The 16429-nt window shown below is 45.4% G+C and carries 4 protein-coding genes; all 4 read right to left on the bottom strand.

Annotation, left to right across the window (positions count from 1 at the left end; translation table 11 throughout):
• Position 1: 1 nt before the first annotated feature.
• Genes ABIE50_RS16885 through ABIE50_RS16870 form a run of 4 tightly spaced genes read right to left on the bottom strand, consistent with a single transcriptional unit; the run spans position 2 to position 16429 of the window.
• Positions 2-8542 (bottom strand): DUF5615 family PIN-like protein, encoded by an 8541-nt coding sequence (locus ABIE50_RS16885; protein WP_209857485.1) that lies wholly within the window; start codon positions 8540-8542, stop codon positions 2-4.
• A 34-nt stretch (positions 8543-8576) separates the two neighbouring features.
• Entirely contained in the window at positions 8577-9371 is a 795-nt protein-coding gene (locus ABIE50_RS16880; RefSeq protein WP_209857484.1) for a hypothetical protein, read from the bottom strand.
• 18 nt (positions 9372-9389) lie between these two features.
• Positions 9390-15911 carry a hypothetical protein gene (locus tag ABIE50_RS16875; protein WP_209857483.1) on the bottom strand — a complete coding sequence of 2174 codons (6522 nt, stop codon included), beginning with the start codon at positions 15909-15911 and terminating at the stop codon, positions 9390-9392.
• Positions 15908-16429: a hypothetical protein gene (locus ABIE50_RS16870; protein ID WP_209857482.1), complete on the bottom strand. Its 522-nt coding sequence runs from the start codon at positions 16427-16429 to the stop codon at positions 15908-15910. The genes ABIE50_RS16875 and ABIE50_RS16870 overlap by 4 nt, the downstream gene beginning before the upstream one ends.

The following is a 16429-nucleotide window of genomic DNA, read 5'->3' as shown; positions in this document are numbered from 1 at the left end:
CTTATTCTGGATTTGCCAAAGAAACTACTTTACCTGGACTTAATATCGAAGGATTAGCCTGTACTTTAGTGTCCAATGTCTTCATCAAAGGAACAATAGTACTATAATTCTGCTGCTGCTTTGGCGTCACTTTGATTGCCGTAACACCACTATTCCTAAAATCCTTAATATTATTTGTAAGTACTATGGAGTTTCCCTGTTTTGCATAATTAATAATATCCGCATCTTGAGTTCCTTTAGGAAAAGACTTAATACTAAACCCTGCTTCCTCTAAAGGTTGAATAACACGAGGCGATATATTCTCATCAACAATAAGTTCGCGCCCAAGTAATCTGTTCTCATTCATCGGCGCGAGGTCCAATGACTCACTGCCTGCTGAACTATTAACACCCGATCTTACTGGTGAAGGGGGGCCTGAGTTTAATTTTGTAGGTAAAAGGTTACCGTAGGTCCACATGCTTAACATTAGACCCTCAGAAGCATTTGTGGCTGCCGCCCAATTGGAATTAGTTTCATCATTAAACTGTGCAAGACCAGCAGGGTCTGGATTCTTTGCCCATTCATGAAAAGCTCCTATTCCATATTGATTACCTGTTCCTTTTGCCCCCGCGTACCCAATATAATAATGCGTGCCATTATAATTCACATCTGCTCTCTCTGCATGTATTGGCGTCGTCCATTTATACCCAAATAAAGAATGATGCTTTACCGTTTCCTCACTCGTCATTTTTAAATACGGCTGACCAGATTTATTGAAAAGTAAAGTATAATGTCTTTCTTCAGATCCATCAAGATCCACCGCCTGTATAGGAGTATTGCCAGAAAACTGATAGGGTGTATAATGTGGAAACTGCTTAGTCAATGGATCTTCTGATAAGAACCTTCCTATCCGCGGATCATAGATGCGCATCCCATAATCCTGCTGGTTCCCCTCTCCCTTCACTTCGTTATCATTTTCCTTCCCGTTAAACCCATACCGATAAGAACTTCCATTCATCTTCCGTCCAACCAACTGCATTCCAAACGGCGAATAATCCACGGCACTGCTAAGCGTCACATCATACACGCTACCTGTTGGTGTCTTGTTGTCCGTAATCGTGGTCAGCACATTTCCCAGGTGATTCGTAATCTCGTATTCCCGGTTATTAGCTGCGGTCCACAAGGCATCCTTTGTAGTGGTGGAACCCAGTTTCATATTAGGCTTCCAAACACCCAGACGGCTGCTACCATAAAGATACTGCTCTTTCCATATAATATCTGCTGAACCTGTTTTTTGTTCGTAGGTAGCTAACACGTTCCCATTTACGTCCCTTTCATAAAAGGTGGTAGTAAAGTTTTGCGCAGAGGTTTCCACCACTTTCCTGGACCTGTTACCTGCCGGATCGTAAAAATACTCTGTTTTAAGCGTTCCTTTCTTAAAACTTTTGATTTTTCCAATAATATTCCATTCTATTTCAGATACGTCGTTTCCATCCTTTATCAGGTTACCAATTTCGTCATACTGGTAGGCGTCACCCGCTACATTCCCAATCTCACTTGCTGTTTCTACAGCTGGAGCCTGATTTCCAATATCGACACCTGGATAAAGTGGCAGTGTGATCCCATCCCGGACATATCTCAACCGGTTACGGGTAAGCTGCCCATCACCATTCCGCGGATAGCTATAAGTAAGCCGGTCCATCGGCGCACCGCTCATATTATTACGGTTATACGTGAGAATATTACCGCTGGCATCATAAGTAATATCTTCTGCATAGGGTGTTGGAGGAGTAGTACCCATTTCCCAGGTGGTGGCCCCTCCCGCCAGTGTATGCTGACGCATGGTTCGTAACCGGTTCAACTGGTCGTAGCGGTAGCTATAACCTATCGGGTTTCCTCCGTTTATGCCTTTAAGGGCAAGCTCTGAACGGGCGATGTTGCCATTATACAGATCCTGACCTGCAATATCAGCAGCCTTACTCTCCCATTTCAATGCGAACGGATTCGTAACAGCGGGGGGCTTGCCAATAGGGGTATAGTCACCCTGGAAGTAATCCAGTGTATACGAGGCTACGTCTTTGGCAAAATGCGCCTTCGTTCCCGAAGGATCACCATCCCTGCCCATATCGGATGCTGGCGAGAGATAGTTGCCGTTAACACCTTTTAACCAGCCCTGCAATGTATAGGCGTAATCAATACCCTGTATGGCATTACGAAGATACTCCATACGGCTGAGTGGGCCATGTTTATAGTAGCGATAAAAGGCATCTGTAACTGCACCACTAATCTCCCACTTGTCGACAGATACGCTGCTGATACCGGATTTTGCCTCTACTAACCTGTTTTCCGCATCATATGTATAGGAATAATAGAACTGATCATCTTTTCCGGGCTGATAACGAACTGTATTCACTTTTCCACTGATCAGGTCATAATTGTAATCTGTCCGTTTGTAGTCGGACAACCCATTCCCATGCCAGAACGTTTTCACATTCCCAAGCAGATCATAGCTGTAAACAAAATTATCAGTCGTAGTTCCTCCTGTAGAGGCGGCAACGTACCGGTACTGAGCTGAAACCCTGTTTCTAAGGTTATCCTGTGTACCCAGGCTGGAGGGTAGCATGGGGCTGTCGTAGAAAGTATAAATACGCTCAGGATTTGAAACGGGACTCGCCAATAGATCCCCATAGTTTATAATAAAACCAGGTTCAAAAATACTGACGTTACTAAAAACCTCGCCATTCTCTATAATACGGCCAAGTGCATCATATACTGAATAGTTATAATTGTTATTCCGGGCCCACTGTTTTGCATTTCGTGAGGCAATCAGTCTCCCCAGGTAATCGTACCAGAAACCGCTAACACCGGCATCCGGAGTCTTCTGTTTAGATACCTGGTTTAAAGAAGTATAGGCATAATCGGTAGCAAGCCGGTGTTGAGGCTGCACTGGCATAGGACGTACTTCAGTGTTGGAGTTCGGACCGCCCACCGTTCCCGGCGCACCGTTAGCCGGTACATTATAACGACCCCAGAATCGCCTCGCATCCAGGCCCGCCATCTGTGCCATACAAGGCTCCTGGGAGTTGATCCATATTTCATCGGCCGTAAGCTGACGGTTATATGTTCTTAAATGCTTCAGATCACTGAGATCATTGGTGATAGATACTCCGCCCGTACCAACCACAATCTCCCAGGAACAAGGCGCCGGTGGTGCTTTTGTATCACTATTCAGTAATTGACCATTTACATAGGTACTCAGCACCCCATCCATCAAATTACTTCCCTGTACTACCAGGTGTAGCCAGTCGCCACCCTTAAAAGCCGTAATGGGCACCGCTATATGACTACTGGTTACGATATTGATAGCATTAGTCTCCGGATTCATCTTATAAATCGAGATATAGCAATAGGTGCTGCTAATACAGGTAGTAAAGAAGTAATTATTGTTGGAAGTAGGTGTCAACACCTGGGTAGCTCCCGTTGCCCGGCCTTTAATCCACATTTCTACCGATACACCGGTCTGAATATTCAATGAATTAGTCAGTTCTGTCAATGTCAATGGCAAACTTGTATTAACGCTGGCGCCATTGTAGTTACAGGTAAAGTCAGCTGGAACTTCCGTGGTGGTGGTATTCAATTTTGCCGTACTTAGTACATCCACCCCTTCCGGTGGTACCGTCCTCACCAGGTTACCCGCCTGATCATAATAATAAAGCGTGAAATGATAAAGCTGCTGCTGCGTTTTCAGATTAGCAGTAGCTTTTGTAGCAGCACATACGGTAACGTATTGTCTACGGAAATCCTGTCGTACAGAATCAATATATACAACATAACGACGACGACCACCCGCAATTGCTCCATCTATCATTCCCATCAAACACTCAGCAGGATCAGGGGTTACTGACCTGAATACCGGCTCATTGCAGAGCAACACTGAAGTACCCGCCGTTACCTTCTGCCTGTAGTCATCATAATCCGAATACCCCAGCGAAAAGCCCCAGCGATGGTTCAGATAAGTGGCTACAATGGTTTCATAATTATCCTTCGTGTTATCCAGTCCACCTGACCATGGCTCCTGGTTAAGCGCCGTCATTCCGGCAGTGAACTCAGCAGGTGTAATACATCCTTTTGTATTTACTTCCAGGAATACCGGCAGTGTAAGCTGGCTGGCCAGCAGATACCGGCAGTTACCACAACTTTTTATCAGCTGATCCAACTCCTCCTGTTTGAGATTCATCGCACTGCCATAGGTGTCTGTGAGGTATTTGAAGAATGTGCGTCCCGCAGCATTGCTGTTATAGGTTGTCTGCAAGGCACTCAAACGGGCGCAGATAGCCGCATTCGTGTTGCCGATAACAGCTTCTGCTGTTTGTGCCTTCACATTAAATGGATATGGCCCGGAAAGAATCCAGGGATTATTCTTCATTGTAATACTACCTGCGCCCAATACGCCCAGCATCGCATCCTTGAAGGAACGATAACCCTCCGCAGTAGCACCAGGCACTGCCGCACTCGCACCGTTTAAGTGAGCAGTATCCCCACCCAGTTTGCACACTTCAATCAATTTCTGACGAAGTACATTTTTCGCTGCAGAAGTATATCCACTAAGTCCCTCCTCCAATTGCGACATCCATACATCTGCATTATTGGCACAATTGTCTGCCACCAGATTTGCTACCTGTGCAAAACCATCGTTTCTTAAAGAATCCGGATTCATGGAGAAAGTCTGATCATAGTCAATTCTCTCCATACGGGAAATTTTATTCCTGAATAAAGGAGAGCAGCCGCCGGTGGGGTCGTTACAGGTATAAGAAAGTACCGTAATTTGCTGTTCTGCCGGCGTTGGACTATCAGTACCAATATAGACTGACCCAATATAAACCGGATTAGGTGGGTTCATTTTAACAGTAACTATATTGTTTGGATTTGTCCCGATTTTCAGATTAAATACATACTCAACATCAGTTGATAGCGGAGACAAAAATGTTATCTTATAAACTAATGTACTATGTATTATTTGATCCACCTCCACCGTATAATCGGTCCTACATGGCAGCGTAACGGGCCCTTTCGGAGGGAAAGACACAGCCCCACTGTTCCTGCAATAAACCGAATCTACTTTTAACACACTCAAAGGAAGATATTCTGGTATGCATATCGTCTTATATCGATCTCCTGCACCAAATATTAATATCTCTGAAGTATTGGTTGTCCCTGTGGAATATGTAACAGCCACCCGCGTTTCCGTAACAAAACGGTTTCCTTCAAAATTAACCCGCACCCGCTTTGTTCCGGCACTACAATTGCCCAATGAATCTTCTGCAAATGAAAAGTCGGACACGGTGGCACAACTTTCTCCCAGCATTGGCAGCGGTCGACCTATTTTACAGATATCACCGCACCTGGCATCGCGGATACGTTGATAATATATCTCCTTCAACTGGAAGTAATACTCCGCATAAGCCAGCCATTCCCTGTCAGGTACCCGGCATTGCGTTTGTGGCACACAGTTATTCCAACGGGAAACAAAAGTCACATCTGTAGTCGCATTGGTATTCCCTGTGCTGTCGGCACAGTAAAGCAGATAATCAACATACTGCCAGATATTCTTGGTGTTGTACGTACTGCTTTTAAACGGCGTCCGGTTCCTGGAATAATTGTTTAGATCGTTCACAAAACTACCAATGAACGGCTGCGCTGCGGTGCTTGTTGCAAAAGGATCGGCATTCAGTAACCAGGTAGGATTATTACGATCATAATTACTACCCACATATTTGGGAAGGTCTGACGCTTTTAAACACAGGGAAGTGATCTTTTCATCCCAACTCTTCACAGCAGACAGGCTCTCGCAGCTCTCCAACGCACAATACTCCCAATGATATGGCAAAAACAGATCTGCCCATTCCGGCCTCCAGTTCTTCACCAGGTCCTCCAATGTAAAATTGGCATCACAGGGCGATATACTTACCCCATCAACGTTGACAATCCTGGCTGATTCATAACGGGAACCACCAATAGTATCCACCGGAAATACTTCTCTGAAATAAATTGACAATATATTCACAGCCTGCTCCAACGGTCGGCCATAGCTGTCGAATTGCGCATATTGCCCACCAGGACTTACATCCTGCTTCATCGTTTCTCTTAACCCGCTACACGGATCAGGTACGCAATTCAGCAAGGCAATGGTACACCTCATCTTCAATATGTCATACAAAGGACCGCTCCAGTTATTTATTTCATTGGTGTACAAGGTTGCATTGACCTGATTGTCAGCAATCCGCTGCCATACCTTCTGCTGAAATTCCGCTTTTGTACCCAGCGCTACTTCACAGGTATGACAATCACTCACACAGCCGGAGAAATCCGTCGTTCTCAACTGGTTGATAATAAAATAGAACTCCGGCTGCAAATTGGTATTACGCTTGATAAAGTCGTCAGTATAGGCAGCAATGACATCGGGATTCAGCGATAATTCAAAGCGGATGGTATACTCGCCGGCCTTTCCCAGGTCTACCACAAAGCTGTTTTCTACACTCCCATCGTCCGCACAGTTGGGGGTAAGACTGCCAATCTTAATCGGTGTAATATTCGCATCTACCTTGTTATTACAATCATCATACACATCAATCTTCAACTCATAGTAACAGTTACTGCAGATCTCCACCGCATTCTCTTTATACTTTTTAATCAGCTTATCTATCCGGTATCTGATGCTGGCATTATGATCCGGCACTGCACAGAGATAAGTAGCGGCCCCCCTCAATTTCAGTTCCTGCTGATCAAACACAAAAGACTCGGGTTCCAGGACCGGCACATCCACCAGTTCAGTTACCCCTTTTGAAGCCAGAGGTAACACATTACCGGGCGATCCACCACTTAAAGCAGTGGCCACCGGCTTGCCGGAAGCATTCAGATAGCTAATGCTGATCTGCCCATTGGGGTCAATGGTCATATTCTTCAAAAAGTGCGAAGCTTTTCCCGCGTTCGACCCGAACAGCCGGTCCAGCTCCCATTGTACAGGCTTTCCATAGAAGTACCTGGTAGCATGATTCAAGGCTTCATCCTGGTTAGGCTGCATTACATCTCCCACTCCACCCTTTACCCGCACACGACCTGTATTATCATTGGTATAAGCAGTAATCGCAAAAGGATACCCGTTGGCATCAGGAACATAGTTCATCGACGCATCCGTTGCTTTAAAAGGATTGGCGGACGAATAGTACATACCAGCTCCTCCTGTTGTTCCCAACGGCGCTGGCTTTACAACGCAGCTACCTGTGCTGTTGTTATAAATATCCTTGTAGGAATATACTTTGTTGAGGAGGTTCAGATTTTGCCTTCCATAGTATGTTAAAGCAGTCGCATTAATAGGTGCAGGCAAAATATTGGCTGCTACCCTTCCATACTCGTCATACACATTCTCCTGCAATATTGCATTCTTATCCGTGTTGTTGATGGTAACCGTTTGCCGGTTCTTTAAAATCCCATCATAATAACTGACCACTTCTTTCTTCTTCCCACCCTCTGCATAACTGGCGCTGAATTGCCAGTTAAAGCCTCGCTGATGCCAATCCAGATCCAGTACCCTGGCCACCTCTCCACTTGCCAGCTTTACCTGGTAAACCCAGGGATGTTCTTCCCGGAAACCATTTACATAGACCACATAGCGGATACGGAGCAACAGATATTTGCTGCTATGTAAAAGCGTAATATCGTAATTATGCTGATCGGTGGTGATCCGGGTGGAATTATTCCGGAACATGCCTTCCAGTTGCGCATCTGTTATCGAGGAGCGGTTTGCGGTAATAAACAGACCATTAGTAGATTCATCGTCAATATAGGTCCACTCCAGGTCATATTCCTGACCGGGTATGATCTCGTTCCAGTTAACGTTTATAATACCTGTTAAAGGCGGCGTATTGGCTGTAGCACCCATGGGCATCATGGCCGCTCTTCCCTGTTTTTTGGGAGCAGCTTCCGTTTCCCCGGATTTAAAAAATGCTGTCATCGACAATTCCTCTTCCTTACCGGAGGTATATTGCCGGTCTACTATTACTTCTCCTTTCAACGAAAAAATTGATGGCAGATCGGTCCCCAGCTCTTTGCTCGTGATATCGTTGACCGTTAATTTTACCTTATAGGCGTTGGTAAAAGAATAAATGTTTTCTCCCTGGTAGGGCGCCAGCCACGCAGTATCATAATCGATATTCAACCGCGCATGCTCAATGGTGATGGGATCTTCCTGGTCCGGCTGACTCCAGTATTCTATTTTCAGATCAAGCTCACACTTGAAAGGCTTATCAATGCGGTAAGTAGAATCCCTGTACAATCCGAAAGTAACGACGTTACTTACAAGCTTGTTATTGATCGATTTCCAGTCAAAAGCATCATTCCGGAATTTTTCATCCTTAATAACAAGGGTATCGCCTTTTTTTATCTTTCCCTGTAGCCTTTTCTGGTAGGACTCTACCTGTGCGTTTGCCACATGAATCGTTCCCAGCAGCAGCAACAGTACACAGCATACACTGTAACAGAGAATATTTAATTTTCTATAACCCATAGGTAAAAGGCATCAATGGTGAATAGGTTAGCACTTAAAGTGTTGATATCAATCTGAAATGACTATAGGCAGCAGCAGGTTTCCAGCTCTCTCCTTCTTTCTGCAGGTAGGTAGACAAACTAAGCCGGCTTCCATCTGTAATCACCTCATTCCATTTATTGAAAACCGTGGTGATCTCCCTGTCCATCTTCCTGTTCAGCGGATCTTCCAGGTTGGTTAAACGCATGTAAACGCTGTTCAACTTCCCGGTACTACGATCATAGGTAATTTTCAATTCCTTACAGGTAACATGGCGTTCACAAAGCAGCTGTACGGTTGTTAAATTATCGGTGTGCGTGGTATTGATAGCATAGCTATCGCTTTCCCAGAGTGCAATGATACTATCCACCGGTAACTGGGGGGCGGCCACTACCTCTTTGGGAGGCGAAACGAATAGTTTCTCAATTCCGTGGTTAGCCGAAATACACACGTCTTTCAGCTGGATCATTTCATTATCTCCCAGCTGATAATACATTTCTGCATTTCTCCTGCAATAATTAAATGTGGTATTCACATTTTCTGTCGGCTCCGCCGGATCATTGATCCGGATACTGCCTCCCATATCAATCACAGACAACGTATCAACACGCCTATAAATAGCAATGATCTGTCCGAGCAACACAGCATCCTCCCGTTGAAAATGGGTTGCTTCTTCCGCTACTGTTGTCTGCTCTTTCACGGGAGGCCACCAGCTATACAGCAAAGGCCGGCCGCCTATGGCCAGTCCAACCACCATTACTGCCAACACGAATAAAATGATAAACTTTCCACCTATATGATACTTCTTCATCTTTCAATATTAAAGCGGTTAATTTTTCGCCCTGTAGGAAGAGCGGTTTTCTTTAATCGTCATGATTCCCCGGTCTGTTTCCTTCTTTAACCTGATCAGGGTACCTTCATCATCATACTCATACAGCGTGGCCAGGTTATTTTCATCCAATTGCGCCATGAGTCGCTGGTTTTGAGGATCATAGGCAAACGTTTTAATATTGGCTGCAACCGGTAGAATACGTATGTCGTCTATCCTTGTAGCACTGCCTGCAGACAGGGTTAGGGCAGTAGAAGATGCGGTCGGACCCGCATAAAATCTGAGCTCTACCAGCTTCCATCCTTCTACCGAAGCTTTTACTGTGAGGGGACGGTCAACGTCATTAATACTCACTTTCAGATCGGAGGTACTACCAGCAGGTTGTGCATCTTTTACCCAGGCAGAAAAAATGTATTCTGAACCTGGCTTTGGAGCAAATCCCATCGGGTAAACGTAAGGCCTGGTCGTACGCATGTATTCACCCAGGTCAGAAAAATCCAGATAAGGCTGGGTATGGTGCACATTCTCATGCGGATGCGTGTATAACACCAGCGGGCTATTTAGCTTCAGACTGTATTTACCGGTGTGAGCGATTTTGTTGTCCAGCCAGTCTGTATACTGTCCCTTGTCGCGGATCATCACGAACATGTTGAAGCTGTCTTTCGGATTACTATTTTCCGGAATAGCCTTCACCCGATATTCATAATCCTCAAATCCATCGTAAAATATTTCCCGCTGCATCGCATTGGAAGCCACTGCAGCAGTAAGTGTATTATTAAAACTAAACAGTGCGCTTTTGAAAATTCCCAATGGGTCTTTTGATTCCAGGCCATTTCCCTGGGCGTCAAAAAGAGTGGTAGTACCGGTGCTGACCCATTTTTCATTATTGACATAAGTGGGCTTCCACGAATTATCGGTCACTGAGAAATACCAGTAAGGAGTAAAGTTCTGATAAGTCCCCCCCTTCCTGATATCAGGGACAGACAGCTGTTGCCCGGTCCTGTTCACCAGGAAAGCTTTCTGCTCTATTGGGCGCCAGTTTCCGAGAAATCCATACAAGAAAGGATTCATCTGGAAAATGATAGGTGTGACATAATCTTCTTTACTTATCAGCGTACTTAACGCCCCCTGAAGTTCCACTACATCGGCGGGATAATGTATCAGATCTTCTGATGAATAAGCGATAATATTTGTATAATTACCGGTGCTATATAATTCATAAGCCGATTTATTATAGATCTCTGCAGCAAAACCGGCTTCCTGATCCTTGGAATTACGACCCATGATCCGGAAATTATGTTTACCGGGAAGCAGGCCCGTTAATTGAAAAACATGCCATTTTCTATGATTGCTTAGCTTCTCTTCCGTGAGCTTTCTCACTTCCACATTATCGATATATACATACACCTCATCATTACCACCCAGACCCAGAGAATAGTTGGCAGCTGGTTCCAGTGTTATATCAGTATTGTAAGAATACCACAAATCATTACCATTTGGATTCTTATACCTGGGATACATCCCAATGGCCGTTAATCTTCCGGTGTTACCATTCCCTCCCCAGAAATAACCTTTTCTGTTACCATATTCCGCACCATTCTGATCGTAAAAGCTCGTTCCGTCATTCCCATCCTCGCTATCTTTGTACTGGGCATAATAGGGCCACATGCGGTCGTTTGCATTAGGATTTCTGATATACACGCCCCTGTCCAGGCGCTCATAGACATACGGATCTGGAATGCGCTCCATCTTAAGCCGGGCGCCCCAGGACTGATCGTACAATGTTACATTGGCATCCAGCACACCCAGGGAAGCCAGTTCATCATTTGTATCTGTTGTAAAACGGAAAGCGCCATTTTGCACCGGGTTTTTCAAACACACCACGGAAGCTCCGGGGGCAGTCAGTTGGTTCCGGTATCCGGAGCGGGCCAACTTTACATCGCTTTTAAAATTACGCGCCACATTCCCGTCCCTTTTGATTAGCTTATAGGATGGATGCTGGTCTCCCTTGGTCAGTGTTTTTACCACCCAGTAAATTGAATCCTGCTCCTTCAGATCAATCAATTCATCTCCTGTAGTTACAAAGCTGGTAAGCGTAGATGGAATTTTCCCTTTGAAATCTGTCTCGAAATTCCGGATAAGGGCATTGTTATTTTTATAAGCGCCAGACATGCCGCTATTCATCCAGTATGCCGGCATATTTACCTGGTATACGGGATCATCAAACTCGTTATTGGTGGTGGTGACTACCGGATCGCCGGTAATAGCATCGTACAACGTATTTTTGGTGGTAACAGTAGATCCATTAATGGTTTTCACAACCCGGTCCAGTACCCCGGAATATTGCACGGTTTTTAACACCGATGCTGAACGGAATAACCGATACTCATCGTTCTGACTCATGGGCCAGTGTGGGATCATCCACGGTACCGGGAAACCGGGTATCATATCAAAACCCGCGCGGATGGTCCGGCCAGTGTTACTGGTTTCTTCTTCCCGCATGTCCACCATCATTTCTATCTCTCTACCTATAACCTGGTTTTGTGTAATCTCTCCTTTTTCGTTCACTACATCCACTTTATTCACGAGCGTTTGCGTGCCTACCCCCAGTGGCTTTGCATTGAAGTAATAACTTGTACCGGCAATCTCTGCCCCCGACTGGTTAAATACTCTTTCCGCTTTGGGCTTACCATGCATGTCGTTTAGTTTCACCACATACCCCTGGGATAACACCAGTTCATGTGCTACATTGGAACCAATAAAACTAAACCAGCCTTTGGAGTCATAATTATATGCATCCGGACTTTGATCATAGCTCACCTGTACCGGAAAATCCTTTGCAGTATAGAACTCATGCTGTACCCATCCCGTTTTAGGAGCGGCTTCCACCACGCCTTCGGCATTCAGATCTTTTACCACCACTTTGCTGTAACCCACTACCGGTGACGGGAATAAGGTTTCTCCAAAGGGTTTCTCCAGGTAGTAATAGTTATTGAGCCCCCCCTTTACATCTTCGGTATAAGGTACCGGTAAACGCAGGGGATTTTCATCGCCACCTACTGCCGGCTCATAGCTGGCTACACCACTGCTGATTGTTTTTCCATTCCAGGTAGTGGTATACGTATATTCCTGACCGTAAGTAGCACCTGTTAAAGGCTCACCACTGATCGTGTTCCAGATATCTGATATTCTGACACGCTTTACCCGGGGCGCACCGCCCAGTTTCATTCCATCCACTTTTGCAATACGTCCAAAACTCTTTTTCAGATCCACATTGCGGGCAAATCTTTTCCGCTCCGCTCTTTTATAGAAGTTACCAGTAATTTCACTAAGATTACTGATGGAGTTCACAAGGGCGCCCAATGCGGCCTGTATAGGCATATCGTCGGAGATCCTGTTCTTGTAGCCAGGATAAGCATACTTGGGATACTCTAATCTCATTTTCTGCCAGGCGGAAAAAATGAAGGGATTCGAGGTCACATTTCCTTCACTCATGGTTTCGAATATAACCGCTACATTTCCACCGGCTTTTTCCTGCACATCTATCACCTTTCCATAACAGGGAACATAATCGCAACTACTTTCAGCCGTACCATTGTCGGGTTTATCCGTCAAATTCACAAATAGCTTAGCGTAAAAATCCCTTTCACCATTCAGGTAACGCATGATAAAATCATTTTTCTTCTCTTCCGCAGATGCTCCCTTCAGGCTTTCTTTAATATTGATCATGAAACCGCGGGCAGAAAAGAAATCAGGGGCCTGGTTACCGTCTTTATCTACCAACTGGGTCAGTTCCACCATCTGCATCGCCGGTTTATCCTGTACATAAGCGTAGTCGCCGGATTCATAGTCTACGCTAATCTCTCCGCCGGTTGGCAAACTGATATACGTCAAATTCCAGGCACTGGCATTCTGATCAGCGATCACCTTATCTTGTGTACTATAAGGGAAGCGGTCATTATTTAAATTATTCAAACCGGATTTGGCCGCTTTATAATTCCCCCACCTGTCGGTAGAGAGATATTCATAATCGGGATTCTTACCCGTATATTTGAAAGCATAGGGAAAATGTTTCCCTTTGGTAGAAGTACCATAGGTAAAGTACAAACCCGTTAAGGTAAGTTTACCACTACCGGCAACAGCCTGGTTGGGTACTTTCTGACAGAGCGTGTAGTCATAGTTGAATACCGCTGTTTTTATGGGTGTCGTAAGATCCTTCTTCGAATACAGGCGGACTTCCTTCAAACAACGCTGTCTGCCATTGGCGGTATTGTCTATAGCCCCGGTGATACCGGTAACACCTAACGCATCATTCCTGCTGTCCAACAGGAAAAACATGACCTTGTTTTTTGTTTCGATGGAGTTTAAAAGCCATATTTCCTTCTCCCCATATACGATGCTACTTTTATCATCATCCTGATCAGCATTCAATGCTTTGTTATACAACGCCCTATTCGGCTTCATCGGAGAGCGCCACTTGTAATTACCGTTTACCTTTGTATAGTTAAATTTAATGGCAGTACCCATGTCATCATCTGAAATACCGTCGCCTGTTACATCTACATAATCGGGCGACAATATCGCAGACAACAGGAAAGCCGATGCATATGCAGGCTGTGTTTCCTTATGAAAATATTTATCAATGCCGTAATTGTGCTGAATTCCTCCATCGGGTTTCAGCGAAAATCCTACGAGGTTTCTGTCCTCCTCCTTCACCGCATTCGGATCTGTGGCAAATGAATACTCCTCCTGCACCTTGTTATAAACGGGCAGGCTGTATACCATTCTTTTCCCGTCGTCTCCTGTGACCGTAAATTCAGAAAGATGGGTACCATATCTTGACTCTGTTACTGCGGAAGGTAGCGCGGGTGTAAAACCAGTTACTTTGTTCTCCCGGTAATCTTCCTTCCTTCTTATCACTCCGCCCTTGTAGGTTTCTGAGGCGGTGAAATAGGAAATGGCATTACGTCTTACCTGTCTTGTTTTCTTTGTCAGCGAGTTGGGTGCGGATATGGGATAAGTATTATTATATCCGTCTTTCAGTTCACTTTTGCTGCCAAGTCCATCCAAAGACACACGCACTACGTCTTCGCCTCTGATCAATGTCTCATAGTCATTGTTGCCCACATTCTTCTCATCCATCTGCTTAAAATAGGCATGCTCTTCGAGGGTATTATCGGTGTTCTTATAATCAGCTACTTCATTAAATCGGTTACCGTTTGTCCACTTACCCGTTTTGTTGGATACATCCTGCTTATAAAACGTGACCCCACCATGAAAGTATAATCCAAAACCCAGATCTACTCCAAGTGTAGTGGTGTTATTCGCGTCATTGACGGCAGGGTCAAACACCACGCCTGAACCGCCGCGATGCAGGCGGAATTGCCCGCTTCCCAGCTGGCTGGAATAGGAAAAAATATCGGCCGTAGCAATAGGAATCGCAATGTTTGGCATGTTGGGAATCACCGCATTATCTTTCTCCCGCATGAAATCCATTACTGCGTTGGGCACATCTTTACCCTGGTTAGCATACAGGTATCCGTATGCCGGATTAGTATTAATCCTGTTCAGTATTTCGCGTTTATACCGGTAGCCGGTAAGTCCTACACCCGCAAAAGCACCAGCACCGGATGGTCCTACATCTATACTGTAGCTACGGTTGGTAGACCTATATGGCACCCCGATATGCGGATAAAAAGGTGGTGTGTTATAAGTGAATCCGATGCCGCCTACATCAAAACTGGAGGAACCCGGCTGATTGTCCCAGTCTCTCGTGGTTATACCGAAAGACCCGTTCAGTGTAAGGCTTTTCAGCCCCTGGCGGGTGTTATAACCAAGATTGGCCGACAGCCCTACGTTCGTGGTCTTATTTTCATTCGACTTATCATATAAAGCCAGCGTGATATTAGGCGATACATCCACACCGTTACTGGTATTGGACATCAGGCCCACGCCCAGTCCGGGTGTTAAGGCACCACTCCCGCGTGTAAGAGAGATACCGGCATTTATGCCGAACTCCGCTCCTATACCGGTATACGTATCACTGAAGATACCGAGCGACAAAGAGCCTTTCAGGCCAATCAGTTTCGTCCCGCCAAAGAACTCCGCTTTAACAGATCCCCGGCCACCGGTTGTTGTTTTAGGCGCAGTATAATGTTCTGTGATTACCTTATCTCCGTTCATATCATCCGGAATACCTCTCAGGCTCCGGTTAATGGCACCCACATTGAGATTCCAGCCCAGTCCTACCCAGCTGGCCTCATCATCCATTCCTACACCGGACTGGTAATTTAAATTGACGGGATAACCATCAATATCCATTATCGGAATATTGTATTTAAACGCACCGGTAAACATGTCGACCGTTTCACTGGTACCTGCTTCCACAAACTGTTTGCTTTCCGGTTGAGAAGGACCAGTTGTAAGTGCCCATGCAGCACAGGGTACCAATATCTGGAAGGCAAGCAAGCCTAGAAAAAAAACTGCAATGGACTTTCTGAATATTATGTTTCCTGGAATCATAACCTGCTGCTTAATGAGTCAATACTATTGATCTGTGTTACCTGAAAGGGAAACACCAACTTGTGATGCGTATACATCCAATCATTCATCACGAAATACAATACGGCCGTTCCTGCCGGCACGGCCCTTTTGAAAGTGGTCAGGTATTCTGCTGAAGAGGTACTTCCATTCGGAATTCGCTGTGTAAACTGTGCCGCCAGTGTATCATTTCCTACTACCAGCCAGAACAGTGTATCAACACTTACCACCTGCATTTTCAGGTTGGCTTCCCGGGAGGAAGCTGGCAGGGCAACGTTTAACTTAAATGTCATTTCCCCTGCTGCATCCGGATTTTCCCTTCCCAGCATCCGTTCCCACTGCACCGGCAGGTAAGTGGCCCTTACCCCGATACCTCCTGCATCCTGTTCTTGAACCAGCCCCTGGCCATTGTTGGCATAAAAAGCTTTTATTTCTTTCTTTCCTGAATGACAGGCAGACATTAACGATCCTATCATCACGGATATTATTAAGTATTTCAT

Origin of the sequence: Chitinophaga sp. OAE865 (assembly GCF_040546735.1) — a bacterium.
GTDB lineage: Bacteria > Bacteroidota > Bacteroidia > Chitinophagales > Chitinophagaceae > Chitinophaga > Chitinophaga polysaccharea_A.
Note: the sequence above shows the minus strand (reverse complement) of the source record. Positions and strands in the feature narration are given on the sequence as shown.

What these genes read in the sequence shown, in the direction of transcription:
- ABIE50_RS16885 (WP_209857485.1), bottom strand. Translation starts at nt 8,542, where the DNA reads ATGGGTTATAGAAAATTAAATATTCTCTGTTACAGTGTATGCTGTGTA.
- ABIE50_RS16880 (WP_209857484.1), bottom strand. Translation starts at nt 9,371, where the DNA reads ATGAAGAAGTATCATATAGGTGGAAAGTTTATCATTTTATTCGTGTTG.
- ABIE50_RS16875 (WP_209857483.1), bottom strand. Translation starts at nt 15,911, where the DNA reads ATGATTCCAGGAAACATAATATTCAGAAAGTCCATTGCAGTTTTTTTT.
- ABIE50_RS16870 (WP_209857482.1), bottom strand. Translation starts at nt 16,429, where the DNA reads ATGAAATACTTAATAATATCCGTGATGATAGGATCGTTAATGTCTGCC.